The 22,657-nt window shown below is 71.4% G+C and carries 27 protein-coding genes and 1 tRNA gene; 13 read left to right on the top strand and 15 right to left on the bottom strand.

The window, feature by feature from the left end:
- The first annotated feature begins 52 nt into the window (after window positions 1–52).
- Window positions 53–295, top strand: coding sequence for a pentapeptide repeat-containing protein (locus ACZ3II_RS13655; protein WP_465518398.1), 243 nt, complete (start codon window positions 53–55; stop codon window positions 293–295).
- 39 nt (window positions 296–334) lie between these two features.
- Here the strand turns inward: ACZ3II_RS13655 and ACZ3II_RS13660 are convergent, their stop codons facing one another.
- Entirely contained in the window at window positions 335–895 is a 561-nt protein-coding gene (locus tag ACZ3II_RS13660; protein ID WP_465517955.1) for a TetR/AcrR family transcriptional regulator, read from the bottom strand.
- 435 nt (window positions 896–1,330) lie between these two features.
- Here ACZ3II_RS13660 and ACZ3II_RS13665 point away from each other — a divergent pair, with 435 nt between their 5' ends.
- Complete coding sequence (locus tag ACZ3II_RS13665; protein ID WP_465517956.1) at window positions 1,331–1,813, top strand: hypothetical protein; 483 nt, start codon at window positions 1,331–1,333, stop codon at window positions 1,811–1,813.
- Window positions 1,814–1,952: 139 nt separating this feature from the next.
- Here ACZ3II_RS13665 and ACZ3II_RS13670 read toward each other — a convergent pair whose 3' ends face one another.
- The gene (locus ACZ3II_RS13670; protein WP_465517957.1) at window positions 1,953–2,516 is read right to left on the bottom strand and encodes a hypothetical protein; all 564 of its coding nucleotides are present in this window, start codon (window positions 2,514–2,516) and stop codon (window positions 1,953–1,955) included.
- Between the two features lie 141 nt (window positions 2,517–2,657).
- Window positions 2,658–3,101: a hypothetical protein gene (locus tag ACZ3II_RS13675; protein ID WP_465517958.1), complete on the bottom strand. Its 444-nt coding sequence runs from the start codon at window positions 3,099–3,101 to the stop codon at window positions 2,658–2,660.
- On the opposite strand from ACZ3II_RS13675, the gene ACZ3II_RS13680 reads away from it, so the two are divergent.
- On the top strand, window positions 3,100–3,282 hold the full coding sequence (locus tag ACZ3II_RS13680) for a hypothetical protein (protein ID WP_465517959.1): 183 nt from the start codon (window positions 3,100–3,102) through the stop codon (window positions 3,280–3,282). The genes ACZ3II_RS13675 and ACZ3II_RS13680 overlap by 2 nt on opposite strands.
- A 185-nt stretch (window positions 3,283–3,467) precedes the next feature.
- Here ACZ3II_RS13680 and ACZ3II_RS13685 read toward each other — a convergent pair.
- Both ACZ3II_RS13685 and ACZ3II_RS13690 read right to left on the bottom strand, forming a co-directional pair.
- Window positions 3,468–3,539: transfer RNA gene (locus ACZ3II_RS13685), tRNA-Val, on the bottom strand.
- Between the two features lie 52 nt (window positions 3,540–3,591).
- The gene (locus ACZ3II_RS13690) at window positions 3,592–3,966 is read right to left on the bottom strand and encodes a TIGR02611 family protein (RefSeq protein ID WP_465517960.1); all 375 of its coding nucleotides are present in this window, start codon (window positions 3,964–3,966) and stop codon (window positions 3,592–3,594) included.
- 310 nt (window positions 3,967–4,276) lie between these two features.
- Between ACZ3II_RS13690 and ACZ3II_RS13695 the strand changes: the two genes are divergently transcribed.
- The 4 genes from ACZ3II_RS13695 to ACZ3II_RS13710 all read left to right on the top strand — a co-directional run bounded on the left by ACZ3II_RS13695 (window position 4,277) and on the right by ACZ3II_RS13710 (window position 6,543).
- Window positions 4,277–4,708 (top strand): SsgA family sporulation/cell division regulator, encoded by a 432-nt coding sequence (locus ACZ3II_RS13695; RefSeq protein WP_014446635.1) that lies wholly within the window; start codon window positions 4,277–4,279, stop codon window positions 4,706–4,708.
- A gap of 190 nt (window positions 4,709–4,898) precedes the next feature.
- Window positions 4,899–5,777 carry a helix-turn-helix domain-containing protein gene (locus tag ACZ3II_RS13700; protein WP_465517961.1) on the top strand — a complete coding sequence of 293 codons (879 nt, stop codon included), beginning with the start codon at window positions 4,899–4,901 and terminating at the stop codon, window positions 5,775–5,777.
- Window positions 5,778–5,841: 64 nt separating this feature from the next.
- The gene (locus tag ACZ3II_RS13705) at window positions 5,842–6,297 is read left to right on the top strand and encodes an RrF2 family transcriptional regulator (protein ID WP_043522948.1); all 456 of its coding nucleotides are present in this window, start codon (window positions 5,842–5,844) and stop codon (window positions 6,295–6,297) included.
- A gap of 63 nt (window positions 6,298–6,360) precedes the next feature.
- The gene (locus tag ACZ3II_RS13710) at window positions 6,361–6,543 is read left to right on the top strand and encodes a DUF4236 domain-containing protein (protein ID WP_043522949.1); all 183 of its coding nucleotides are present in this window, start codon (window positions 6,361–6,363) and stop codon (window positions 6,541–6,543) included.
- Between the two features lie 4 nt (window positions 6,544–6,547).
- On the opposite strand, the gene ACZ3II_RS13715 is transcribed toward ACZ3II_RS13710, so the two are convergent.
- Window positions 6,548–7,441, bottom strand: a complete 894-nt coding sequence (locus ACZ3II_RS13715) for a hypothetical protein (protein WP_465517962.1) — start codon at window positions 7,439–7,441, stop codon at window positions 6,548–6,550.
- A 65-nt stretch (window positions 7,442–7,506) separates the two neighbouring features.
- Between ACZ3II_RS13715 and ACZ3II_RS13720 the strand changes: the two genes are divergently transcribed.
- Window positions 7,507–9,066 carry a fibronectin type III domain-containing protein gene (locus ACZ3II_RS13720; RefSeq protein WP_465518399.1) on the top strand — a complete coding sequence of 520 codons (1,560 nt, stop codon included), beginning with the start codon at window positions 7,507–7,509 and terminating at the stop codon, window positions 9,064–9,066.
- A 98-nt stretch (window positions 9,067–9,164) separates the two neighbouring features.
- Complete coding sequence (locus ACZ3II_RS13725; RefSeq protein WP_465517963.1) at window positions 9,165–10,739, top strand: GGDEF domain-containing protein; 1,575 nt, start codon at window positions 9,165–9,167, stop codon at window positions 10,737–10,739.
- A 72-nt stretch (window positions 10,740–10,811) separates the two neighbouring features.
- Here the strand turns inward: ACZ3II_RS13725 and ACZ3II_RS13730 are convergent, their stop codons facing one another.
- From ACZ3II_RS13730 to ACZ3II_RS13750, 5 genes are read right to left on the bottom strand one after another with little or no spacing between them, the layout of a single operon-like run.
- Window positions 10,812–11,321, bottom strand: a complete 510-nt coding sequence (locus ACZ3II_RS13730; RefSeq protein ID WP_465517964.1) for a mycothiol transferase — start codon at window positions 11,319–11,321, stop codon at window positions 10,812–10,814.
- 1 nt (window position 11,322) lies between these two features.
- On the bottom strand, window positions 11,323–12,099 hold the full coding sequence (locus ACZ3II_RS13735) for an endonuclease/exonuclease/phosphatase family protein (protein ID WP_465517965.1): 777 nt from the start codon (window positions 12,097–12,099) through the stop codon (window positions 11,323–11,325).
- Window positions 12,096–13,559, bottom strand: a complete 1,464-nt coding sequence (locus ACZ3II_RS13740) for a phosphatase PAP2 family protein (RefSeq protein WP_465517966.1) — start codon at window positions 13,557–13,559, stop codon at window positions 12,096–12,098. The genes ACZ3II_RS13735 and ACZ3II_RS13740 overlap by 4 nt, the downstream gene beginning before the upstream one ends.
- A 33-nt stretch (window positions 13,560–13,592) precedes the next feature.
- A complete protein-coding gene (locus ACZ3II_RS13745) occupies window positions 13,593–14,624 on the bottom strand; it encodes a YihY/virulence factor BrkB family protein (protein WP_465517967.1) in 1,032 nt (343 codons plus the stop codon).
- A complete protein-coding gene (locus tag ACZ3II_RS13750) occupies window positions 14,621–15,595 on the bottom strand; it encodes a diacylglycerol/lipid kinase family protein (RefSeq protein ID WP_465517968.1) in 975 nt (324 codons plus the stop codon). Before ACZ3II_RS13750 ends, ACZ3II_RS13745 begins: the two co-directional genes overlap by 4 nt.
- Window positions 15,596–15,671: 76 nt before the next feature.
- Between ACZ3II_RS13750 and ACZ3II_RS13755 the strand changes: the two genes are divergently transcribed.
- The 3 genes from ACZ3II_RS13755 to ACZ3II_RS13765 all read left to right on the top strand — a co-directional run bounded on the left by ACZ3II_RS13755 (window position 15,672) and on the right by ACZ3II_RS13765 (window position 17,629).
- Window positions 15,672–16,163 carry a DUF1990 family protein gene (locus ACZ3II_RS13755; protein ID WP_465517969.1) on the top strand — a complete coding sequence of 164 codons (492 nt, stop codon included), beginning with the start codon at window positions 15,672–15,674 and terminating at the stop codon, window positions 16,161–16,163.
- A 114-nt stretch (window positions 16,164–16,277) separates the two neighbouring features.
- Window positions 16,278–17,054 carry an MBL fold metallo-hydrolase gene (locus ACZ3II_RS13760; RefSeq protein ID WP_465517970.1) on the top strand — a complete coding sequence of 259 codons (777 nt, stop codon included), beginning with the start codon at window positions 16,278–16,280 and terminating at the stop codon, window positions 17,052–17,054.
- Window positions 17,051–17,629: a DedA family protein gene (locus tag ACZ3II_RS13765; protein WP_465517971.1), complete on the top strand. Its 579-nt coding sequence runs from the start codon at window positions 17,051–17,053 to the stop codon at window positions 17,627–17,629. Before ACZ3II_RS13760 ends, ACZ3II_RS13765 begins: the two co-directional genes overlap by 4 nt.
- Here ACZ3II_RS13765 and ACZ3II_RS13770 read toward each other — a convergent pair.
- Window positions 17,604–18,521, bottom strand: coding sequence for a serine hydrolase (locus tag ACZ3II_RS13770; protein ID WP_465517972.1), 918 nt, complete (start codon window positions 18,519–18,521; stop codon window positions 17,604–17,606). The two genes, ACZ3II_RS13765 and ACZ3II_RS13770, sit on opposite strands and share 26 nt — an antisense overlap.
- A gap of 134 nt (window positions 18,522–18,655) precedes the next feature.
- On the opposite strand from ACZ3II_RS13770, the gene ACZ3II_RS13775 reads away from it, so the two are divergent.
- Complete coding sequence (locus ACZ3II_RS13775; RefSeq protein WP_465517973.1) at window positions 18,656–19,372, top strand: hypothetical protein; 717 nt, start codon at window positions 18,656–18,658, stop codon at window positions 19,370–19,372.
- A gap of 2 nt (window positions 19,373–19,374) precedes the next feature.
- Here the strand turns inward: ACZ3II_RS13775 and ACZ3II_RS13780 are convergent, their stop codons facing one another.
- The 3 genes from ACZ3II_RS13780 to ACZ3II_RS13790 all read right to left on the bottom strand — a co-directional run bounded on the left by ACZ3II_RS13780 (window position 19,375) and on the right by ACZ3II_RS13790 (window position 22,442).
- Window positions 19,375–20,523, bottom strand: a complete 1,149-nt coding sequence (locus ACZ3II_RS13780) for a cytochrome P450 (RefSeq protein ID WP_465517974.1) — start codon at window positions 20,521–20,523, stop codon at window positions 19,375–19,377.
- 84 nt (window positions 20,524–20,607) lie between these two features.
- Window positions 20,608–21,633: a S1 family peptidase gene (locus tag ACZ3II_RS13785; protein WP_465517975.1), complete on the bottom strand. Its 1,026-nt coding sequence runs from the start codon at window positions 21,631–21,633 to the stop codon at window positions 20,608–20,610.
- 260 nt (window positions 21,634–21,893) lie between these two features.
- Window positions 21,894–22,442: a winged helix-turn-helix domain-containing protein gene (locus tag ACZ3II_RS13790; RefSeq protein WP_465517976.1), complete on the bottom strand. Its 549-nt coding sequence runs from the start codon at window positions 22,440–22,442 to the stop codon at window positions 21,894–21,896.
- Window positions 22,443–22,657: the final 215 nt, after the last annotated feature.

The following is a 22,657-nucleotide window of genomic DNA, read 5'->3' on the forward strand; positions in this document are numbered from 1 at the left end:
TGAAAGAGGGACACGTCATGGCCACACCTGTATCGAGGCTGCGTGGCCGGCTCTGGCCGGCGCCGTTCTGAGTACGGCCGACTTCACCCGGGTGACGATGCGGGGGGCCAACCTCAGCGGCGCGCACTGCGCAGGGGCGACGTTCCGTGAGGTCGATCTCGGCGGTGCCGATCTGCGTGGCAGCGTCATGACCGCCTTCGACCCGCGCGAGGTCGAGTTGCGCGACACGGTGATCACCGCCGACCAAGCCGTCGATCTCGCCGAGGCGCTGCGGATGGACATCCGCAGCGCCTGACCGGTCGCCGGGCCACAGCCGTTCGCTGTACGGTCCGGTTCAGCTCGGCCGGGCAGCGAGCAGCACGTGCGTGACGAGGGCCGTCACCTCGTCGTCGGTGAACGGCTCACGCAGGATCGAACAGCTCACGACGATCGGCGACACCAGCATGTGCAGGATCACGCCCAGGTCGACATCCTTCGACAACTGCCCCTGCTCGACTGCCACGCTCAGCAGCGCTTGGACACCGCTGGTGGACTGCTCGAACGCATCACGACTAATCCGGGCCAGCCCGGCATCGGGGGCGAGTGCGGCGAGACCGTCGACCAGAATCGTGGTGGACCGCGCCGAGAAATCCCGGAAACGCAGCGCGTACTCGCGCAGGTCATGGGACATGTCGCCGGTGAGCGGCACATCGAGGGTGCCGTAGTCCTCCCGCAGAGCCTCGGCGATCAGATCGGTGCGATCCGGCCACCGCCGATGCAGCGTGCGCCGGCTGACGTCCGAGCGTTCGGCCAGGTCGTGATAAGTGAACGCCGGCCCCGACTCACGCAGCAGGTCGAGGACGGCCCGGTGGACCGCCTGCCGGATGCGCTCGGTGCGCCCGCCTGGGCGTTGCATCGGTGTTGCTGTCACGTGCCTTTCGCTCCCTGAGCCCAGGTCTGGACGACGCCTCGTATCCGCCCTGATCATCGCATTGGAGAAACCTTTCGGGATTGCCGCCATCAGCCCGACAGGCACGCGGTCGCCCGGCAACATAGCCGCCCGACTCGCCTGGGGCCGCCGGGCTTCATCATCGACCGCTCCGCGCCGAAGGTCGCCGACGACTTCGCGACCCTTCTTCTACAGCAACGGCGTCCCGTCCTGCTCCACAGTGCCGGGCGCGTCGGGGCGTCCTGAGCTTCCATCTTCGCGCCGTTCATGGCCCGGGACCTGTGTCGGCGGCCGTCCATCGACATGCCAAGTTCGATGGATGCCAGCGGTATCACCTGTCGGGTGAGCACCTTTGCGACCTGGTAGTGGTCATGCAGGGAGCAGAACAATTCTGATCTAGGAGTGGTCAATCCGACCTGCCCCCAGAACCATGACGACAACCCGCTGTTGACTGGCGTAACGCCGGTGCTTGAGGCAGTCATCAAAGGCATGACTCTCGACGAGCCGTATGCCGAGGTCAGTACCCGGACGGCCAAGGTGCAGGCCGGTACGCCGGTGCCAGCGGAGGCGATTTACCGCCAACTGGCGGCTGCGTACGCAGAAAAGGAGTCGCTGCCCGCTTACGGCGTCGTGCACCGCCCGGCTGCAGGGGAGTCCGCGACGTTCGATGGGACTGGGCGCTCCGTGAGCTACGAGTGGATCCGAACCGTCGACGTACCGTTCCGCTTCAGCTGCGACGGCGGGATCACTGAAGGCCCGGTGATCTCGTGGGAGGCGATCGGTCGGGGTGGTGTCTTGGACTGTGCTGGTCAGGATGACAAGGTCAGCGCCGAGGAGGCCGAGATGATTCGCCTGGTTCGACAACTACGCTGCGGCGAAAGCTGAGCCTTGGCCGCACAAGGTAATGGGCTGATCGGTCATACCCACATGGTCGCCGATGCCGTCCACGAGACGGCCACCCTTGTGCGCCGGGCAATCTGACATACACGACCGGCCGTTCCACTTCCCTGAAAGCGGAACGGCCTCACACAGCGGCGTAGACCTCGAACGTGATACCGAACCGCTCGCCGAACGCGTGCAGAGCGGCCGGTTCACCGAAGACGTACCGCCCGGGCAGGGGCTCACCGTCGATGTCGATCACAGCCCACCGCTTCGGTACGGCCGGTACGGTAAACGCGTCCATGTTCTCGAAGAAGGGCATCTGGTCGAGGTAGTCGCCGCCGCGGTGCTCGACCGTCCACTCGACCAGCTCGCCGTTGAGGCTGAACCGCAGCACGTCGTAACCCTTCGCGGACTCGATGAGTTCGACGTCGGCGACCGTGACCAGGCCGTCGGTGCACGCGGTCAGTTCCTCGAACGTCCCCTCGTAGCCAGAGAGCAGGTCGTCGACGTCGTCACTGTGCACCTCGAAGCCGACCTGCAGGTCGATCAGCACACCGACCGCCACCTCGGCGTCGGTGTCACCGCCGCCGTACTCCGACAGCGGATGATCCGACCAGTCCGACAGGACCACGGCCTTCTCGGTGCTCACCAGCCGCAGCGTGATCGCGCTGTCGACGACATCGCGCACGGTAGGTTCGATGGCCACGGTACCTCCGGATCGGACCGGCAAGACGATCACCGCACCCTACAGCCGCAGACCGTACGCGGCTGTCCCGCCGAACGGTGCATCCAGCGGGTCGACACTCTCATATGTGGTGGCGCGCGTTCGCCGGGCGGCGCCGGCGGGTCAGGCATATCCGTAGGAATAGACGCCGCCGTTCGCTTCGGTGGCTGTGCGGCACAGGCGGTGCAGTTCGGTGGCGAAGGTGCGGAGGCGGTCCGGGTTCCGCTCGGCGAAGTGCGGGAACTGCGCCCAGGCCGGGACCAGGTTGTGCAGGTGCTCGATGTCGGTGTCCGCGATGGCCCGGACCAGGATCGGCGGCAGCCGGAGAATGACCCTCCGCTCGTCCGTGGTGGCGTCGATGCGATGCTCCCAGTCTTCGAGGTCGAGGTCGGTGCCGCTACCCAGGATGAGATCGGCGTAGTAGCCGAGCTCCTGGGAGAACCCCACCCCGTCGACCAGCTCGGAGAGTAGGCCGGCGTCCGCCGACGACTGACCCGAACTCCCGGGCCGGTCCAGGACCTCGATAGCGGCCGCGTCGGAACGGGCGGCGAAGTAGGTGTAGTGCATGCCGCACAAGGTAGCGGTCGCCGCGTGCCGCTCGGTGCTGCGGGCGTTGGGCTTGGTCCTCGCCGATCCGCTGGACGTGCCGACGGAGTCGGTCGAGTACGCCCACGTCGCCCCCACCCTGACCACCCGGCTACTCGCCCGTCTGCAAACCCGATGGCTCGCCAACGGTGGCTACTGGTGACCCCAGCCGAACCGACTTCACAGGCTGTAAGCCGCGAAAGCATCAGGTATCCGGGGTCGGGCGCACCACCAGACGTAACGAGTGATGAGCACCGGGGCGGTTACCAGGGAAGCAAAAGGCTCCCATCCGAAGATGGGAGCCAATGAGCAAGGTCATCGATCATGCCGCTGACCTGCGGATCCGAGTGGGCGATACTGGGATCGAACCAGTGACCTCTCCGGTGTGAACGGAGCGCTCTCCCGCTGAGCTAATCGCCCTCAACGAGATGGAACTCTACTAGATGACCGCCCGGGCACGCGAACCAGGGGGTCAGCGCCACCCCAGGAAGTCGAGCGTCCAGGTGAACAGGTTGAGGTCGAAACTCAGCAGAACGCTCAACCAGACCACCGCGCTGATGAAGATCATGCCGACCAGGCCCACGAGCGCCCGGATCGGGAGAGACTGACGGCCGATCCAGTGCGTCCAGCTCTGGACGTGGCGCTTGGTGAACGCGAGGACTCCTTTGGCCCACGCGAACTCCACCGCCAGGATGGCCAGCCCGAGGATCACGATCGCCCAGCCGGGGCCGGGGAACGGGATCAGGACGATGCCGACGGCGACGACCAGGCCACCGACGATCCCGACGCCGATCTTGAGAGCGAGGCGGCCGGTGGAGTTGGACCGGATACGGTCAAGCACACGCACGTCACATAACCCCGTCGTCCGGTTTTACACCCATTTCATCCCCCAGTGTCCGGGAGCCCCGTCACTACCCGGGAGGAATGGACGTTACCGGAGTAAGTCAACTGCTGGACCACCCGACGCCGGGCGGAACCGAGTACATGGGCAGAACAGGACAAGATATCTCTTTACGTCCTGCGCGGAGGGGTTTTCGGAACCGTCTTCCCACTACTGGGTGAGATCAGCGTATGGCGGAGCGTAACTACAAGGATCGCCTGAGTATGGGAAACGCGGGGTTCACCAGCCTCGCAGCGGTGCCGGGGGGAGTTCGTCCATGAGTACCATTCGTCCAACGACCGTCGAGGTCGAAACCTCGCTGCGGCTCGTAGCGCCTGACGCGACGGCACTGCCCGTGCGCGCCAGCCTGCGGTACGACCCAGCCGACCCGTATGCGGTACACGTGTTGTTCCACGCAGAATCAGCCGGTGGGGAAGCCGTGAGCTGGTCCTTCGCGCGGGAACTGCTCGTCACCGGGCTCGACGAGCCGGCCGGGATCGGCGATGTCCGGGTGTGGCCGTGGGCCACGCCGCGGGGCGACTTCGTCGCCCTGGCACTGTCGTCACCCGACGGGAACGCGCTGTTCGAGGTGCCGCGCAGCGTCCTGGTCCGCTTCCTGCGGCGCACCTACGTGGTGGTGCCCCGCGGCCGGGAGTCGGATCACCTGGACGTCGACGCGGCGGTCAATCGGCTGCTGGCCGGTCGATAAGCGATATCAGGGCGACCCGCGCGGACTCTGCCGGTCCGCGCGGGTCGCCCTTTATCCGGATAAACAAGCGATCTCCGAAAAGAAATCGGAATCGGACGTATAGCGAATACCGCGCCGGGAATCGGACATACACCTCAGTCAGTGCGCTAGTGGATGCGCGGGAAGACATCGACGACTACCGTCAGGCGCGATGTCAGCACTCATTCATGACACTGAGCCAGCACCCGCCTGCCTTCCACCGGAGTGGTCGGGCATCGGGGGATGCACCCTGCCGCTCGCCGCCGGTGCGGCGACCGGCCTGCTGAACTGTCACGCGCTGGTACTCACCACCACCGGGCCGCTGCTCGCCGAGATCGATTTCGGTGAGCACCTGTGCGGTCCCGGCACCCTGCTCTGGGTCCGCCCGGGGCAGGCGGTCCGGTTCGCCGCTCCGGCGGACGATCCGGTGACGGTGGTGTTCCGGCCCGGCCTGTTCGGCCCTGACGAGCTGCCGGAGGTGAGCCCCGAGGATCCCGCCGGTCCGGCCCGCAGGCCGCTGACCCCGCCCGATCCGGGGCTTCTGCGATCCGCCCTCACCCATCTCACCGCGGACGCCGACGGGCCGCCGGGACCGGTCACCGCCGCGCTGCTGCGTCACCAGCTGGCGGCGCTGCTGCTGCGGATCCGGCAACTCGATCCGGTGGACGACCAGCACGCGCATGTCGAGAGCCGCACCTTCGAGCGGTTCCGGGTCCGGCTGGAGGAGGGCTACCCGCACACCCGCCGGGTGGAGGACTACGCGTCGGAGCTGAACTGCTCGGTGCGCACCCTCACACGGGCCAGCCTCGCCCTGACCGGCCGCACCGCCAAGCAGGTGGTGGATGACCGGGTGGCGCTGCAGGCGCGGCGGCTGCTGGCCGCGACGTCACTGTCGGTCGCCGAGGTGGGGCGTGTCCTGGGGTTCGGGGAGCCGACGAACTTCGGCCGGTTCTTCCACCGCGAGACGGGGCTGAGCCCGGGGCAGTTCCGTGCCCGGTTCACCGGCGACCGCCCGGCCGCCATTCCGGGCCCACGACAACCGGCGGATTGACCGAATCCCCATAAACCCCTGGGGCATGTGCATCCGGGATGCGGGGGCGGGGCATGATAGTCAGGTGCAGATCTCCGCGCGCGGCGACTACGCGGTCCGGGCCGCCCTCAGTTTGGCGCAGGCCTACCCCGCCCTGATGTCCGCCCAGGCCATTGCCCAAGACCAGGAAATGCCCCGCAAGTTCCTCGAGGCGGTGCTCGCCGACCTGCGGCGGGCCGGCGTGGTGCGGGCGCAACGCGGTGCCGAGGGCGGTTACACGCTGTCGCACCCACCCCGGGATGTGACGGTCGGGCAGGTCATCCGGGCCGTCGACGGCCCGCTCGCCGGCGTGCGCGGCCTCCGCCCGGAGGAGACGCAGTACACCGGCGCCGCCGAGAACCTGCCGAACCTCTGGGTGGCGGTGCGTGCCGCGGTGCGCGAGGTGCTGGACGAGGTCAGCCTCGCCGAGCTGGTCAGCGGGCGGATGCCGGCGCATGTGCGCAAGCTGACCACCCGCCCCGACGCCTGGCAGCCACGCTGACGTTTGTGAATCGAGCCCATCGGGAATCTTGGGCCCATCAGCTACGAGATGGGAGAGGTTCCGATGGGCATCGTTTACCGCAGCCGGAAGAAGATCGGCCCGCTGGTCCTGAACTTCACCGAGAACGGCTACTCGTCCTGGAGCCTGAAGATCGGCCGCTGGTCCTGGAATTCCAAGACCCGCGCGCACCGCGTCGACCTGCCCGGGCCGCTGTCCTGGAAGCAGGACAAGAGCCGGTCCCGCTGAGTTCCTAGAGACCGATCACGACGTCGCCGCCCAGCCGGCCGACCGCCGGCTCCCGGGTGACGGTGCCCGCGTCCACGAGCGCGTGCAGCACCCGGGAGGCGTCGGCGGCGCGATAGACGGTTCCGGTCAGGGCGAAGGTGCGCAGCTCGGTCACCGTCGCCCGGCCCACCCCGGCGAGATGGGCGAGCAGCTCACCCCGCAGCGGGCCGAGGTCCGGGCGCGGCGAGACGTCGACCGGGAGCTGTTCCGGATCGGCGGGACCGCGTAGGCGTACCCCCGCGTTTTCGCAAGCCTCCCACAACGCCTCCTTGAAGCTCTCCAGACTCTTCGCGGAGGTGGTGGCGAAGGCGACCACCTCGCCCGGCTCCGGCCCGATGGCCAGGCCGGCTGCCGTGACCAGCGGGAAACCCAGGCCCCGATAGGGGTCCACCGGAGTGCCGGGCGGCAGGATCAGCAGCGCCTCGGCCGGTTTCCCGGCGGCGATCGCCCGGACGGTGCTCACCGCGGGCGGCCCGCTTGCGGCTGTCGCGTCGAGAAACCCCAGCAGGGGTACGCCCGAAGCACCGGCCGCCTTCAGCGCGACCGCCAACCGCTCGTCCGTCCCCCCGCCGACCGGCAGCACCGCCAGCCCGGCTCCCGCGTCGGCCTGGGCCGCGGCCAGCCGCTTCCCCACCACGGTCACGTCGCCGCCGACCGCCACCATGGACAGTTCCCGGCCACGGGCCAGGTCGGGCAGGCCGGCCAGCGCCCGCAGCGCCGCCTCGGCGGCGGCCCCGTCGCCGGCGTCGGCGTAGCCGTGCACATAGGTCGCCCGGCGGGCCCGCTGCAGCGCTCCCGTCGCCCAGGTCTGCAGGTGGCGGAGCAGGAGTTCACGTGTGACAGTCGAAATCGGGGACATACCGACTTTCTACCGTGTCCGATCAGCCCGCCAAAACTTGTACACAGGGTGTCCACGTGAGCACTATGGGATACATGCCCCCACCGCTCGCCGAAGTCACCGCCCAGGCACAGACTCTGTCGTCCGCCGGGGATCTCGCGGGCGCCCGCGACGTTCTGGACGGGATCCTCCGCACCGCCGACGCCGACCCCCGCCGCGCCACCCCCGATCTCGCCGTCGCCGCGGCCCTGCACGCCCGCCTCCTCATCGCCCTCGGCGACCCCGAGTCGGCCCGGCTGTGGGCGGCGTTCGCCCACTCGGCGGAGGAGCGGCTGCACGGCCCCCGCGACGAGCGCACCATCGCCGCGTCCGCCATGCACGCCGCGGTGCTCCAGCGGATCGGCCAGCACGGCCGGGCCGCGTCGGTCTATCACGATCTGATCGGCGAGCTCGCCCTGATCGAGGGCCCGGATTCGCCGCGGGTGCTGGCCGCCGAGGCCGACCTGGCCACCGCCGAGCACGCGGCCGGGCACTGCTCGACGGCCCGTTCCCGGCTGGCCCGGGCCTGGCGCCGGCACCGCCGGGTGCACGGCGACGCCGCCCCGGCCGGCATCAAGATGCTGGCCCGGCTGGGCGCCATGGAGCGCGAGTGCGGCGAGGACACCGAGTCGGCCGAGCATCTGGCCCTGGCCGCCGAGCTGAGCGCCCGCTACCTGCCGGCCGACCACCCGCTGGCCCGGCAGACGACCGCCCTGGTCACCGGGGCGGCGTCCGGCCGGCACGTCTGCGGCAGGCGGAACACGACCGGGGAGAAACCGTTCCGCCCGTTCCCGCGCCGCCCCACCGCGGCCGATCCCGGCGGGGCCCGGCCGTCGCCGTTCCCGGTGCACGCCCCCGGCCAGCCACCGCCGGACGACCGGCCCACCGACCCCAACGGCAGGGTTTATCCGGCGCCGCCGGACGACCGGGCCACCGACCCCAACGGCGGCCTCTATCAGCAGCCGCTCTATCTCAGCGACCTGCACCGGCTGCCCGGGGACCCGACCGGCCGGCACGCCCGCGCGGACACCCCGCCGCCGCTGCCCGGCGAGCGTGCGCCCGACTACGGCGAGGACGGCCGTGCCGTGCCGGTGGGCACGGCGCCGACCGGCACGCGGACCGATCCGCCGAACTCGCGGCGGCTGCCGGTGCGGGTCGATCGGCCCGGCCGGTCCCGGATCGCCCATCCGCTGCTGCTGTCCACGGTGCTGGCCGGTGGGGTGGCGGCGGCCGCCGCGATCGTCATCGTGATGCTGCCCGGCGCCGACGGGGCGACGCTGCCGCCGGCCGGCCCGTCCACCGCCGCCGGCGGCCCGCCGGTCGAGGCCACCACCGCCGAGCCGGGCGCCCCGCAGAACGTGCGGCTGCGCGACAACGGCGGGAGCGTCATGCTCTCCTGGGTCTACCCGAGCGGCGCCACCGGCCAGGTGGTCGTGATCGGCGGGCGGGCCCAGCAGACCCCGGTGAAGATCACCACCTTGCGGCCCGGCGCCGCCGACTACGTCGTCTACAGCCTGAACGAGAAGCTGAACTACTGCTTCACGGTCGGGGTCGAGACCGGCGGGCCGGTCCCGGCCACCGCCACGCCGGTCTGCACCCGGCGCTGATCGCCTCTTCCGCACCCGTCTCGCAACCGGATGCGACCCGGTCTGCTACCCCGGCACCGGAGCGTAAGACGTCACGGCGATCACAGGGAAGAGGGACATTGACGACGGAAGCCGCAAGCCTCGTCCCTGTCGAGCCACTCCACCGGCTCGACGAACTCGAAGACGCCGTGGCCGAGCTGGAGGGCCGGCCGCTGTCCCAGTTCCGTACCGTCTGGGCGCCCGCGACCGCGCTGCGGCAGCGGGCCGCCGAGGTCGGCGCCGAGGAGGTCGGCCAGCGCGCGACGCTGCTGCAGGCCGGGGTGCTGCTGCGAGAGGGCCGCACCGGCGACGGCGGGCAGCTCGCCCAGCAGGTCCGCGCCTGGGCCGAGGAGCACGACTCGCGGTACCTGCTGTCCCGGGCGCACCGGGAGCTGTCGGTCTTCTACCGGCACGTCGGCGACTTCTCCGATGCCCTGAACCACGCGGTGCAGAGTGTCGCCCTGCTCACCGACGAGGTGCCGGGGCACCTGCGGGCCCGGCACCTGATGACCCTCGCGGTGGCGCTGGACGACACCGGCTCGCACGCCGACGGCAGGCGCCGCAGCCGGGAGGCGCTGGCCCTGGCCGACGCGGCCGGCGATCACGAGCAGACGTCGTCGCTGCTCAACAACATGGCGTACTCGGCGGTCGAGACCGGTGACGAGGCCGAGGCACGATCGCTGATCGAGCAGATGTGGGAACTGCAGGCCCGCACCGGGCATCGGTTCACCGCCAACGAACTGGACACGCTGGCCCAGGTCGAGATGATGGGCGGGCGGTACGCCGCCGTCGAGGAGCTGCTCGCCCCCGTGATGGCCGACCTGGTCGTGGCGAACGAGGGTGACGCGGTCGCCGAGTGCCAGCTCACCCTGGCGCAGGCCCGCCGGCTGGACGGGCGGCACGACGACGCGCAGGCGGCGCTGGACGCGGCCCGGGCGCTGAGCACGCAGCGGCAGCTCGCGGGGATCGGGGCCCGGGTACGCCAGGAGCAGGCCGCCCTGTTCGCGGCGACCGGGCGGTTCGCCGAGGCGTACGAGGAGCACCGGGCCTTCCACGCCGACATGACCGCGCTGCAGTCGGTGCAGCGTGACGCCCGGGCCCGGGCGCTGCAGGCCGTCTTCGAGGCCAACGAGGCCCGCCGCGCCAGCGAGCACTTCCGGGAGATGGCCCACCGGGACGCGCTGACCGGTCTCTACAACCGCCGTTTCGTCAACGAGCGGGTGCCGGCCCTGCTGCTGGAGTCGGCCGCCCGGGGCCGTCCGCTGTCCCTGGCGATCATCGACCTGGACCACTTCAAACGGATCAACGACACGCTGTCGCACGCCACCGGCGACACCGTCCTGCAGCGGGTCGCCGAGCTGCTGGAGGAGGCGGCGCCCGGCGGGGCCATCGCGGCCCGGATGGGCGGTGAGGAGTTCCTGCTGGTCTTCCCCGGGGTGGACGCCGAGGAGGCGGCGATGCGCTGCGAGCGGCTGCGGCTGCGGATCCGGGCGTTCGGCTGGCAGCCGGTCACCGGGGACATGTCGGTCACCACCAGTATCGGTGTCACCACCGCGCCGGAAGGGCGGGGCGTCTTCTCGGCGCTGCTCTCCGTCGCCGACCGCAACCTGTACGCCGCCAAGCGCTCCGGCCGGGACCGCGTCGTCGCCGGCTGAAAAGCATCCGGCTGGTTCTCAGGGCTGTCTCGACCGCCCTGAGACAGCCCTGAGAACCAGCCGGAGAAACGGTCACTCGCCGGTCGGGCCGCCGGCGATCTCGGTGACGACGTCCAGGTGACCGGTGTGCCGGGCGTACTCCTGGAGCAGGTGGAAACAGATCCGCTCCAGGGTGGCGGGGTCGTCGCCGTCCCAGCGCGGCCCGGGCCGGCCCACCGCGTCCGGTTCGCTGCCGAGGATCACCGCGCTGGTGTGGGCGCCCTGTGCCCGCAGCGCCTCCGCGAGCCCGTCCGCCGTCTCGGACGGGTCCACGTGCCACCTGTCGTCCCGCCGGTCGCCCCACGGGTCGCCGACGTCGCGGCGACCCTGGAAACCCCACTCGATCCAGCGCAGTTCCACGTACCGCAGGTGTTTGACGAGTTCGAGGGGTGTCCAGCCGGACGGCAGCCGGCTGGACCGCAGCTCGGCCTCGGGCAGCGCGGCCACCTTCGCGAGCAGGGTCTCCCGGTAGTAGTCCAGGTAGCGGACGAACAGCTCCGGACGGCCGGCGGCGGGCACGGTGGGCGCGGGGAAGACGGTCATCTCAGAGGTCGATGTCGGCGCGGACCGGGTAGTGGTCGGAGGCGTGCTCGGTGGTGGCGTCCCGGACCGTCCAGAGGCGCTGCGCCCGGGCGGCCAGGGGCGGGCTGGCCAGCAGGTAGTCGAGGCGGACCTGGCCGAACTCGCGGCCCGCGAAACCGGTCGGCACGGTCCGGCCGTCGCCCTCGCCGGCGGTGTGCCACAGGTCGGTGAAGCCCTCCGAGCGGATGGCCGCGACCGCCCGGGTGTCCGGGGCGCCGTCCGGCCCGAGGTGCCGGACCCGGTACAACGACGGCTGGGCGGCCAGTTCCGCCGCGTGGTCGCCGTCCGGGTCGAGGCCGTTCATGTCGCCGGCGATCAGGACCATCGAGCGGGCCGAGGCGTACCGGGCGGCCAGCCAGCGGGCCTCCCGGTACCGGCGCTGCGGGGAGAACGGGTTGAGGTGCGCGCTGATCGCGGTGAGTGTGCCGGCCGGGGTGCCGATCACGGCGACCGCGGCGGCGTGGTGCAGCCGGCAGCTGATCGACACCCGCCGGATGATCCGCAGCGGCTTGCGGACCAGGACCGCGACCGGCTGGGCGAACAGGGAACGGGCCAGGTGCGCGGTCATCCCGGTCGCGTCGGTCAGCTCCCGGAGCCGGCGTTGCCCGTACCGCGGGAAATGCTGCAGCTCCTGCAGGCAGAGGACGTCGGGCCGCTCCCCGCGGATCACCTCGATGATCGCCGGCAGGCGATCGCCACCGCCGTTCTTGATGTTCCACGTCATCAGGCGGACCGTCATGCGACGGGCTCCAGCTTGCGGCGGTCCTCGACGCGGACGGCGGCCTCGGAGACGGTCTCGGCGTGCTCGTTGGGGCGTACCGTCCACCACAGCACCCCGATCCAGGTCGCCGTGAGCAGGGCCGCGCCCATGACGTCGGTGGGGTGGTGCATGCCGCGGTACATCCGGGACAGCGCCACGATCAGCGGCATGATCACCGCGAGGGCCGGGAAGATCCAGCGCCACGGCTGCCGGACCCGGGCCATCACGATGATCGCGATGGCGGCCCAGAGGCACATGGTCGCGGCGATGTGCCCGGACGGGAACGACGAGGTCGGCATCGGGCCGTCGAGCTGCTCGGCGGACGGGCGGTCGCGGCCCACCGACGCGGCGGCGCAGAGGAACAGGGTCAGCTCGCCCATCATGGTGAAGGCCAGGAAGACGACCGGGCGCCACTGCCGCCACAGGGCCAGCGCCAGCGGGCAGAAGATCAGCGAGATGATCAGGATGGCGTGGGTGTCACCGGCCTTGCTGGCCAGCCAGCTCAGGTCGTCGAGCCGCGGCGTACGGAACGTCTGCAGCCACCGCACGAACCGGTCGTCGAAGGCCGGCTCCCAGCGGTTGACGCTGTACCCGACCAGGTAGAGCAGGCCGAAGACGAACACCCAGCCGACCAGGATCTCGGCCGCCTTGGCCCACGGGTGCGGCAGGACGGCGCCCTCGGCCGGCGCCGGCTTGAGGTCGATCCCGGCCTCCGGCTCCAGGCCGTCGGTGATCGGCGGGGTCTCGTGGCCGGCCTCGCGGCGCCAGATCCGGAAGGCGTACGCCGTCACGCTGATCCACGCCAGCCCGAGCAGCCACCCGCCCAGCACGTCGGAGACGAAGTGCACGCCCAGCGCGACCCGGGTGAACCCGACCGCCGCCACGATCAGCGCGGCGAGCCCGATGAACCAGGGCCGCCAGCGCCGCCGGACCGCGGGCAGGAAGATCAGCACGATCATCCCGTAGACGACCATCGACCCGAGCGCGTGCCCGCTGGGGAAGCTGTTGCCCGGCGCGGTCGCGACCGGCGCCTCGACGACCGGGCGGAGCCGGCCGATCAGCGCCTTCAGCGACGGGTCCATGATCAGCGCGCCGGCCCCGGTGACCAGCAGGTAGACCGCCGGGCGCGGCCGCCGGCGGATCAGCAGCACGGCAGCGGTCAGGACGACCAGCGGCAGCAGCACGCCGCGCCCGCCGAACGAGGAGATCTGCTTCAGCACCGCCACCGTCGTCTCCGAGCCGGAGGCCCAGCGGTTCAGGCCGTCGGCCACCGACCGGTCCAGGTCCAGCAGCGGCTGCCAGTGGAACCGGACCAGCAGCAACAGCACACCGAAGGTCAGGCCGATCGCGGTCACCACGAGCAGGCCGAGCACGCTGCGCTCGGCGAAGTGGCGCACCGGCGCCCAGCCGGTGCGCTCCACCACACGGTTGTCTTCCACGGGGCACTCCAACGTATCGGGGGTGCCGCGTTCTTACCCGGACGACTCCGCCGATACACCGGGTTCGCGAGGGGCGGGAATCTGCGGGAACTCGGCGACCGGCTCCTCCGCGTCCGGCTCCCAGCGGTCCTCCAGGGCGGGCCGCTGCACGCCCACCCGGCGGGCCTCCAGCTGGGCGGCGAAGGCGAGGCCGAGGAAGAGCGCGATCCCGGTCAGGTTGGCCCAGATCAGCAGGGCCATGATCGCCGTCAGCGGGCCGTACGTGGCGCCGAACCCGTCACTGAACCGGATGTACCCGGCCAGCAGCAGGCTCGCCAGCCACCACAGCACCGTCGACACCACCGCGCCGAAGAGCAGCCAGGAGAGGGCGGGCTGGTTGCGGCGTACCGAGTGCCGGAAGAGCAGGCTGACCGCGAAGACGATCAGCAGCAGGCTCAGCGGCCAGCGGATCACGTCCCAGGTCACGCGCACGCCGTGGGACAGCTCCAGGTTGCGTTGCGCCGAGTCGCCGGTCACCCGCCCGGCCACCAGCAGCAGGAACCCGAACAGCGCGGGCAACCCGGCGACCAGCGCCAGGATCGCCGCCCGGAGGTACTTGCGCAGGGCCGGCCGGTCGCGTTCCACCCCGTAGATCCGGTTGGCCCCGCGCTCGATCTGGGCCATCGCGCTGGTCAGCGCGAACAGTCCGGTGATCATGCCGAGGGTCAGGGCCAGTTCGCCCGCCTCCTCGGTCCGGTCGTCGTCGATCAGCAGCTGCTCGACCATCTGTTTGCTGTCGCCGGGGGTGAGCCCGACGACGGTGTCCGCGACGATCCGGCCGCCGTCCTGCACGCCGAGGTCGGTGGCCAGGCCGGAGAGGGCGATCAGGAACGGCACGATGGCGAGGCAGAGCTGGAAACCGAACGCCCGGGCGTGGCTGAAGCCGTCGCCGTACCGGAACCGGACGAACGCGTCGTGCAGCAGCGGCCAGCGCCCGTAGTGGCGCAGCGCGAGGAACGCGTCGTCGGCCGAGAGCTTGTCCCCCGGCATCATCCGCGTCTCGGGAACCGGTTCGGTGCTGCTCAAGCCTTCTCCTCCGCCACGGCTTCCCGGACCGGCTCGGCCCGGCGGGCGGCCTGGGAGGCGTCGTACGCCAGATCCGGGTCGGCGTCCGGCTGGGGCACACAGAGCAGCAGCGCCTTCGGCCGCACCTGGATCTTCATGACCTTGCCCGGCGCGATCAGATCACCGTCGAGCTGGCGGGCCTGTGCCCGGTTGCTGTAGATCTCAACCCGCTGTGCGGTGTACGTCTCCATCAGCGGCACCCGCTCCCGGCGACTGACCACGGCCCAGGCCAGCGCCGCCCAGTGGGCCAGATTGCCGGGGCTGAGGATCGCCACGTCGACCTTGCCGTCGTCGGGCTGGGCCTTGCTGAGCAGCCGCACCCCGCCCTGGAGCCGGCCCACGTTGCCGACGATCACGGCTTTCGGCCGGCGCGGCATCGGCGGGCCGCCGTCCAGCCGGATCCGGACCCGCATCGGGCGGTCCAGCAGGTGCTGGGCGGCGCCGCCGACGTACGCCAGCCAGCCGATCCGCTTCTTCGCCTTCTCCGAGGTGTCCTCGAGCATCTGCGCGTCGAAACCCATCCCGGCCATCACCACGAAGCACCGGTCGCCGAGCACCCCGACGTCGATGCGCCGCCGGCCGCCCTCCAGGGCCACCTCCAGCCCGGTGGCCGGGTCGCCGCCGAGGCCCAGGTTCGCGGCGAGCAGGTTGCCGGTGCCGGCCGGGAGGACGGCCAGGGCCACGTCGCTGCCGGCCAGAGCGGTGACGACGGCGGTCACGGTGCCGTCGCCGCCACAGGCGAAGACGAGTTCGGCGCCGTCGGCGACGGCACGGCGGGCCTGACCACGGCCGGGGTCCTCCGGGGTGGTCTCGTACCAGCGCGGTTCCGGCCAGCCGGCCCGGCGCAGTCCCTCGTGCACGGTGCGCCGAAGGTGATCGATATCGGCCACTTTGGTGGGGTTCACCACGACGGCGGAGCGAGGTCCAGTCACGCCGCTCAGTGTGCCGGAGTCATGTCACGGGGGCGACTCGGCAACGGTCACCTGAGCATGAAGGCACACTGCACGGGTGACCGAAGTGACCTACCCCCAGGTCGGGGCGACCCGGACCGGCCGCCTGCCGACCGGATACCGGCACCTGCGCCACCGCACCGCGATCGGCGCCGGGGAGGACGTGCTGGCCCGGGCCGGCGCGGCGATCCTCGGCTTCCGGATGCACCGGGCCATCGGCGCCCGGATCACCGCCGACGCCGGGCGGGCGGCGCCGGGCGTGCTGCTCACCATCGGGCTCGGGCCGCTGCGCGCCCCCTGCGAGGTGGTCTGGACGATCGAGGAGGGGGATCGGATCGGATTCGCGTACGGCACCCGGCCCGGCCATCCCGCCAGCGGCGAGGAGGCGTTCGTGGTGGAACGTGACGCGCACGACACGGTGTGGTTCACGGTCACCGCGTTCTCCCGCCCGGCCGGGACGCTGATGCGGGTGGCCGGGCCGGCCGCGGTGGGGTTCCAGCACGCCTTCGCCCGCGCCTGCGGCCTGGCCGTGCGCCGCCTGTCCCGCTGAGCGTGTGGAGTTGCGGCGCGCGTGACGGCCGAAAACAACACACTCTCGAGCGTGTGGAGTTACGGCGCGCCGGACGGCCGAGATCAACACGGGGGATCTGGGTAACGTGGGGCGGTGAGCGTTACCTCGGTGACCTGGTGGGGGCACAGCACGGTGTGGATCGCCGACTCCGGCGTGACCCTGCTGACCGATCCGGTTCTCACCGGCCGCCTGGCCCACCTGCGGCGGATGGCCGGTCCCCCGCCCCGGCTGCCGGGCCCGCCGGACGCGATCCTCCTGTCGCACCTGCACGCCGACCATTTCCACGTGGCGTCGCTGCGCGCCGTACCCGGGGAACCGCTGTTGATCCTGCCGCGCGGAGCGGCGGCCTTCGCCGTGAAAGCCCTGGGCAGGCGGGTGGCCGGGCGATGCGTCGAGCTCGCGGCGGGCGAGGAGGCCACGATCGGGAAGCTCCGGGTACGCGCGGTGCCCGCCCGCCACGACGGCAACCGCGGCCCGTGGTCCCGGGAGCGGGCGGCAGCCGTCGGGTTCGTGGTGGAGGGCGCCACCCGGACGTGGTACGCGGGCGACACCGGCCTGTTCGACGAGATGTCCTCGTTCGGCCCGCTGGATCTGGCGCTGATCCCGGTCGGCGGCTGGGGCCCGACCCTGGGCGCGCACGGCCACCTGGACGCCAGGGACGGCGCGGAGGCGCTGCGCCGCGTCGAGGCGTCCTGGGCGGTGCCGGTGCACTACGGCACGTTGTGGCCGATCGGGATGGGCCGGGTGCGGCGGCACATGTTCGACGAGCCGGGCGAGCGGTTCGCCGGTTTCGCCGCGGAGGCCGCCCCGGGCAGCCGGGTCCGGGTGCTGGCGCACGGTGAGACCCTCGGCATCGAGCCGGCCGCGTGATCGACGCGCTGTCCGGTCTGGGCTGGCTGTTCCTGGTGGTGGCGTTCGGGGCGGTCGTGCCGGTCGTGCCGACCGGGGCGGCGGTCAGCGGGGCCGCGGCGCTGGCGTTCCATCAGCAGTCGTTCACGGTCGGGCTGGTGGTGCTGGCCGGCGCGGCCGGCGCCTACGCCGGTGACCTGGTGATGTACGCGATGTGCCGGTTCGGCGGTGAGCAGCTGGCCCGCCGCCTGCGCTGGCTGGGCAACGAGGACCGGCTCACCGCCGTGAAGGCCCGGATCACCACGAACCAGGTGCAGGTGCTGCTGGTGTCCCGGCTGATCCCGGGCGGCCGGATCCCGGTGCTGCTGGCCGCCGCGTTCGCCGGGGTTCCGTGGCGCACGTTCGTGGTCGCCAACCTGCCGGCCTGTGCCCTGTGGTCGGCGGTCTACGCGGCGATCGGGGTGGCCGGCGGGTCGCTGTTCGCCGAGCCGTGGCAGGGCGTGCTCGCCGCCCTGATCGCGATCCTGCTGCTGAACCGGGTGCTGGCCTGGTGGGGCCGGCGCCGCGAGGTCAATACCTCAGATGCGTCCGGGTGAGGCTCGCGACCTTCTCCACGTGCCCGATGCCGCCGTCCATGGTCTTGTTGGTGTGGGTCAGCACGGCGATCGAGACGTCGGCGCCGGCGCCGGTGATCCGGCCGACCGAGTTGATGATCCACAGGTTGTTCTCGGTGGAGCGCTGCAGCCAGCCGTTCTTGACGGTGGCGTCCTCGCCGTCGCGGGCCGCCGCGGTGACTCCCCAGTCCTGGTCCGGGGCGACGGTGCTCATCAGCTGGTGGGCGTACGCCCGGGAGGCCGGGGTCAGCCCGCTGCGATCGGAGACCAGCTGGGTGAGCAGCTTCACCTGGTCCACCACCGTGGTCCGGGTGAGGCCCCAGGAGCTGCTGACCTTCGTCTGGGTGAGGCCGAGCCGCTTGTTGCAGGCGGTCAGCCCGGTGATCCGGCCGACCTTGCCGTACAGCGCGGTGGTGGCGGCGTTGTCGCTGTACCGGATCATCTTGTCGGCCAGCGACTTCTCGTTCGTGGTCAGCTTGCGGCCGGCGTCCTGGGCGGTGAGCAGCAGGCAGGCGAGCACCTGCACCTTGACGACGCTGGCCGTCTCGTACTTCTCGGCGCCGCGGTAGGCGTACGTCTGCCCGGTCTTGCGGTCGTAGACGGCGACCGAGAACTCCGGCTTGCCGGTCGCGTACTTCGCCAGCGCCGCGTCGAGGGCCTTGGCCCGCTTGGCCCGTTCGAGGGCCGCCAGCTCCGCCGGGGAGGGACCGGTCGGGGACGGCGCCGAGGCCGGGACGTCCTGAAAGGAGCCGGCCAGCGTGCCGCCGCCGGCGCTGCCGGAGGAGCCGCCCAGCATGCCCTTCGCCACCAGGACCGATCCGCCCAGGATGCCGACCGCAGCCACCACGAGGATCAGATTTCGGGTACGTCGCACGCATGCATACTGCCGTGCCGGGAGCCGGATCGGGCCATCGGAATGCTGTGTATTCCGGACTTTCGACGCTCAGCTCTCCTACCCGCACTTTCCGTGACCAGGTGGGAGATGCGTTCCGGGCGCACAATGGGGACATGTCCTCTCTCGTGTCCGGCGCCATCCGTTTGACCACCTCCGCTCTGGGCCGGGTGATCGAGACAGCCGCCACCGCGGTGACCATTCCGGTGCGCGCGGTCGGCCTGATCGGCCAGACCGAGCTGCTGGTGAGCCGGGTGACCGTGGTCGCCGCGCAGGCCGAGGAGCTGGTGAAACGGATCTCCGCGGTGGCTGCCGCCGCCGAGTCCGCGGCGGCCGAGACCCGGGCCGTGGCCAGTGCCGCGGCCCTCGCCGTGCAGGAGACCGCCGCCATCGCGACCGCCGCCGGCGACCTGGTCCGCCGGGTCTCGATCACCGCGGAGGCGGCCGGCATGGTGGTCGGCGACGCGGCCACCGCGGTGGGCGAGGTGACCACGATCACGGCCCGGGCGAAAACGGTCGCCGGAGACGTGGAGACCATGGTCGGCGACTACTCCCCCACCCTGCGCCAGGCCGCCCCGCTGGCCGCCCGGTTCGTCGCCGAGCTCACGCCGGACGAGGTGACCGCCGCGATCCGGATGATCGACGAGCTGCCGGCCCTGCAGCGGCATCTGGTCCACGACGTGATGCCGCTGCTCGGCAAGCTCGATCAGGTCGGCCCCGACCTGCACAAGCTTCTGTCGGTCACCGAGGACCTGCACCTGGCGATCGCCGGCCTGCCCGGTCTGAAGATGCTGCGCCGCCGTGGCGAGGAGCGCACCCACGAGCAGGATTGAGGTCAGACGGCGAGGATCAACCCCTTGATCTCGTACGAGGCGATGTCCGGCCGGATCGTCACGGTCGGATGCTGGATCATCCGCAGGCCCGGCATGGCGAAGAGCCTGCTGAGGAAGATGTCGGTCTCCTGGATCGCGACGTAGGCGCCGGGGCACTTGTGCGCGCCGTCGCCGAACGAGAGGCCGGCGCCGACCGTGCGGCCCGGGCAGACCGCGCCGGGCTGCTCGCCGGCTTCCCCGGGGTCCAGGTTGGCCGCCGCCACCGCGATGTCGACGCGCGCCCCGGCCGGGATCGTCACGTCGCCGAGCGGCACGTCGGCGGTGGTCCAGCGGAGCAGGTCGCCGACGACCGGCTCCAGGCGCAGGATCTCGTGCAGGATGGCGACCCGCTCGCTCTGGTCGCCGGTCTCGTACCGGGTCCGCAGCGTCTCGTCGCTGAGCAGGTGCCACGCGGCGACGGTGATGAACTCGCGGGTGGTGACCATGCCGGCGGCTGCGAACGTGACGCACTCGCCGAGGATCTCGGCGGTGGTGCAGCCCTCGTCGAGCAGGTGCGAGATCAGGTCGTCGCGCCGGTTCCTCCGGCGGGCGGCGACGGCCGGGCGCACGTCGCGCCAGAGGAACGACAGCAGCACGCCGTTGTTGAAGACCTTCTCCCGGAGCGCGGACAGCCCACGGGCCCGCGGGTCGGGGATGCGGAAGAACCGGTCGAGCCGGCGGGGCATCCCGGGCGGGCTCTCGGTGAGGCCGACCACCTCGGCGGCGACCGCGACGGCGAGCTGGAAGGAGAGCGCGGAGAGGTCGGCCGCGCCGCGCCGCCGCAGCGCCTCGCACTGTTCGGCGGCGAGACGGTGCATGAGGTCGCCGTACGCGCTCTCGACCCGTTTCGGGGTGAAGAACCGGGCGGTCTGCCGTCGCTGCTCGCGGTGCTCCGGCCCGTCCCGGTAGAGCATCGGCAGCCGCATCCGGCCCTGGTGACGCAACGCGTTCTCGATGCCGAGCCCGGCCTGCCGGGTGTCGGTGTGCCGCAGGAACTGCCGGGCGGTCGGGTAGTCCTGGATCTCCCAGACGCCGTCGGGGCCGATCCGGACCGGACAGCCGGGCGACCGCTCACCGCGGTGGACCTTGCGGCTGTTGTCGACTGTGGTCATTCATCGATTCTGATACACGGCACGAAAAATCTGGCGTGTTGACTTCGGGCGCGCATAGCGCCCGAAGTCAACACGCGTGATCTGTCAGTAGACCGAGACGCCGTACGCGTTCAGGGCCTCGACGACGGGCTGGAAGTACGTCGTGCCGCCGCTGGTGCAGTTGCCGCTACCGCCCGAGGTCAGGCCGTGCGCGGTGGTGCCGGAGTAGAGCGAGCCGCCGCTGTCGCCCGGCTGGGCGCAGACGGTGGTGCGGATCAGGCCGGAGACCGAGCCCTCGGCGTAGTTCACCGTGCTGTTGAGCGCGGTGACCCGGCCGGAGCGGGTGCCCGTGGTGGAGCCGCGCCGGTAGACGGTCGCACCCACGGCCGGGGTGGCCGCCGAGGCGATGTCGACCGTGGTGCCGACGCCGCCGGTCTTGACGATCGTCGTGTTGGTGTAGCGGACGATGCCGTAGTCGTTGCCGGGGAAGCTGGAGCCGGCGGTGGTGCCGAGCGTGACCGAGCCGTTGTTCCAGGACGACGAGCCCCGGGTGCAGTGGCCGGCGGTCAGGAAGTAGGAGGTGCCGGCGCTGTTGCGGACGTTGAAGCCGAGCGAGCAACGCCCGCCGCCCGAATAGATCGCGTCGCCGCCGGAGATCCGGAGGCTGAGCTTGCCGGGGACGGTCTCCATCCGGGCGGTGTCGCCGAGCTTGGCGACGGTGGCCTTGACGGCGGCCAGTTTCGCGCCGGTGACGCTCTCGTCCACCGAGACGACGACCTGGTTCGTGATCGGGTCGACGGCGAAGGCGGTGCCCGGCGTCTTGAGGTTGACCTTGAGGCTCTCGTCGGCGGCGGCCAGGGTGGCGCCGCTGCGGGCCACGTACCGCGGCTTGGCTCCGGCCAGGGTCACCTCGGCGGCGGTCGCCGCGTCGGTCACGTTGACCACGAGCTTGCCGGAGGAGTCCAGGAAGGAACCGGCGTCCCTGGCGCCCAGCCGGGCGTCGAGGGTCGTGGCGAGGGTGGCGGCGGCGAGGGACGTGTCGGCGGAGGGGGCGGCGGAGGCGGGTGAGGCGGCCAGCCCACTGGCGACGAGTACGCCCGCCGCCAGGCCGACGATCGGTCGGCGAAGCATCGGGTTGAGCACGGTTCCTCCCGGGGGATGGGGGTGGTACGCCGGTCCGGCGTACCGCGTGCTCGCAGTATTTAAATTGATCGATTTCTTGGCAAGGGTGTGTGAACGATCACCGATCGGCGTCCAAACCGCCCGTGAACAGGCAAGACAACCGGGTCATACCGTGGCCCTATAACCCATTCGGGATGAACCGCGTGCCGGCCGGCGACCCTCGTCGCCGGCCGGCACCGCCACTACATCGACACACCCGACCGGCCCTCTTACCGCTCGACGACGACGATGGGCGCGTCGTCGGCGAGCCGATAGCCCAGGCCGTACACCGTGGTGATCAGCTCCGGGTCGTCCAGCTTGGTCCGCAGGCGGCTGACGTGCACGTCGACCGTCCGGTTGGTGGTGTGCCGGTGCCCCCAGACATGGGTGAGCAGCTGGGCCCGGCTGAACACCTGTCGCGGGTGCCGGGCCAGGAAGAGCAGGAGGTCGTATTCCAGGCGGCTGAGCTCGAGCAGCCGGCCGTCGCGGAACGCGGTCCGGGCCCGGGGGTCGAGACGGATTCCGGCGGCGGCCTCCGGCCGGACGGCGTCGTCGCCACCCACCTCCACGGCGCCCGCGGCACCGGCGGCGTCGACCAGCTCACGGAGGGCGGCCAGCACCCGCTCCCGGCCGCCGGCGCCACCGGCGATGCTGATCGTCACGGTGACGGGCGCCTGGTCGTCATCCACCCGCTGCTCCGGCGGCGGGTCGGGCGCGGGCCGCAGCAGGACCGGGCGGGGGTACGTGGCGTGAGGATGCGCGACGGCGAGAGCGGACATGGCTACTCCTTCGACGATGAGCCCGCCCGAGAGCGGGCGAGCGCCCCGCAAGGATACATTTCCTATCTGCTAAATAGGCATAGTGCCTGAGCGTGTCAGGCGTCATATCCCCAGCGGCGACAATTCCCTATCGGCTAACTAGGCTATTGCCGAAGTCGCAGCGGGCGCGCCACCCTCCACAGTGTGGAGGGTTCCCACCAGATGGAAGGCGGGAT

The organism is Actinoplanes sp. NPDC019969 (genome assembly GCF_055562375.1).